Below are 1,175 nucleotides of genomic sequence, written 5' to 3' on the forward strand. Positions count from 1 at the left end.
CCAAAAACAGGAACACATCCCGATCGCTCGCGTAGAGTGTCGTCGTGTCCTTGGTGATGTCCACGAACGGGTTGTGGGTCATGGTCGCCCAATCCAGCACCCCGGGCACCTTCCATCTTGTATCCCCGTTGCCGTTACCCGCGATCTTCATCACGGCGGTGACAAGTTCATGATCCCAGATGCGGCCATAGTCCGGCCCGGTCACGGCACGAAGCTCAATGCGGCCGTCATCAGCCTCCAACGTCTTCACCAACTCACCACGGTGTGACAGCAAGCCGTGTTGCAGGTTTATCGCGGTAAGTGGCGCGGGAAGCTGACGCATATAAGATGTCGGCGCGCCGACAAGGCTACACAACTGCCCAAAACTCCAATGCGTCGGCGCAACCGGTTCGCTGCGTCCCGGTACCATCAGGGCCAACCGTTCGGCATTGTCGCGGCCCGCCTCTACTCTCACGGCCCGGCTTTCCACGGTACGGGTCTGGGCGCGGTCGGCGCCGCGGCGTACCACGTCATGAAGATCGGTCAGGCTGAGATAGCGCTCATCGTCGGGTCGGAAAAACCATTCCGACGACACGCGGCCAAGACGCTCGCCGCGCGAGACGTCCACGCGAAAGCCGCTGGAAACAGGCCGCTCGTTCTGGGTCAGAGTCATCATCGTCATCGCTCATTCTCCCTTTGGGGTTGGGTTAAAGCGCAGCGCTGCGCTGCAACCCTGCCCGTCGGCGAGACCGGGGTAGCAAGGGCAAGGGCGGCCGGAGTGGAGGGGGATCACCCGCCCAAGGGGGCGCGCGGCACGCGCGCGTCTGCACGCGCCTGCCGCTCATGTCGTCATTGAAAATTCTGCGAGGGCGCGGAAGACCGGGGATACCACTCCGGCCGGCGCCGGCTTCGGCGCTTCACCCTTGCGCGCGCGAGGGCGGAGCCCTTAGCGAGCATTATGCAAGGAGGCCGAAGGCCTTCTCTCCCTCTTTCTGCGCCGTTATGGTCATGAGCACAGAAAAAGCCCCGCCTCCGAGGAGGCGGGGCGGTTTGGTCCGGTTGGATCAGTCGCCGTTGCGGCGCGACCAGATCAGGATGAAGCCCTCGTCGCCCTCACCCTTCACCAGCGAGGCGTAGATCGGGGCCGGGAAGCTCGGATCGTCGAGCTTGACCGAGAGATATTCGCGCTCGGTCTC

1 protein-coding gene and 1 pseudogene are annotated in these 1,175 nt (G+C 63.7%); both read right to left on the minus strand.

From position 1 onward, the window contains the following. Positions 1-655, minus strand: a pseudogene (locus UP10_RS19555) (DUF932 domain-containing protein); the annotation flags it as partial. 388 nt (positions 656-1,043) lie between these two features. Then, the coding region (locus UP10_RS43155; RefSeq protein WP_156180163.1) for a DUF736 family protein at positions 1,044-1,175 on the minus strand (132 nt) is incomplete at its 5' end.

The sequence above is a fragment of the Bradyrhizobium sp. LTSPM299 genome (assembly GCF_000938235.1).
Taxonomy (GTDB): Bacteria; Pseudomonadota; Alphaproteobacteria; order Rhizobiales; family Xanthobacteraceae; genus Bradyrhizobium.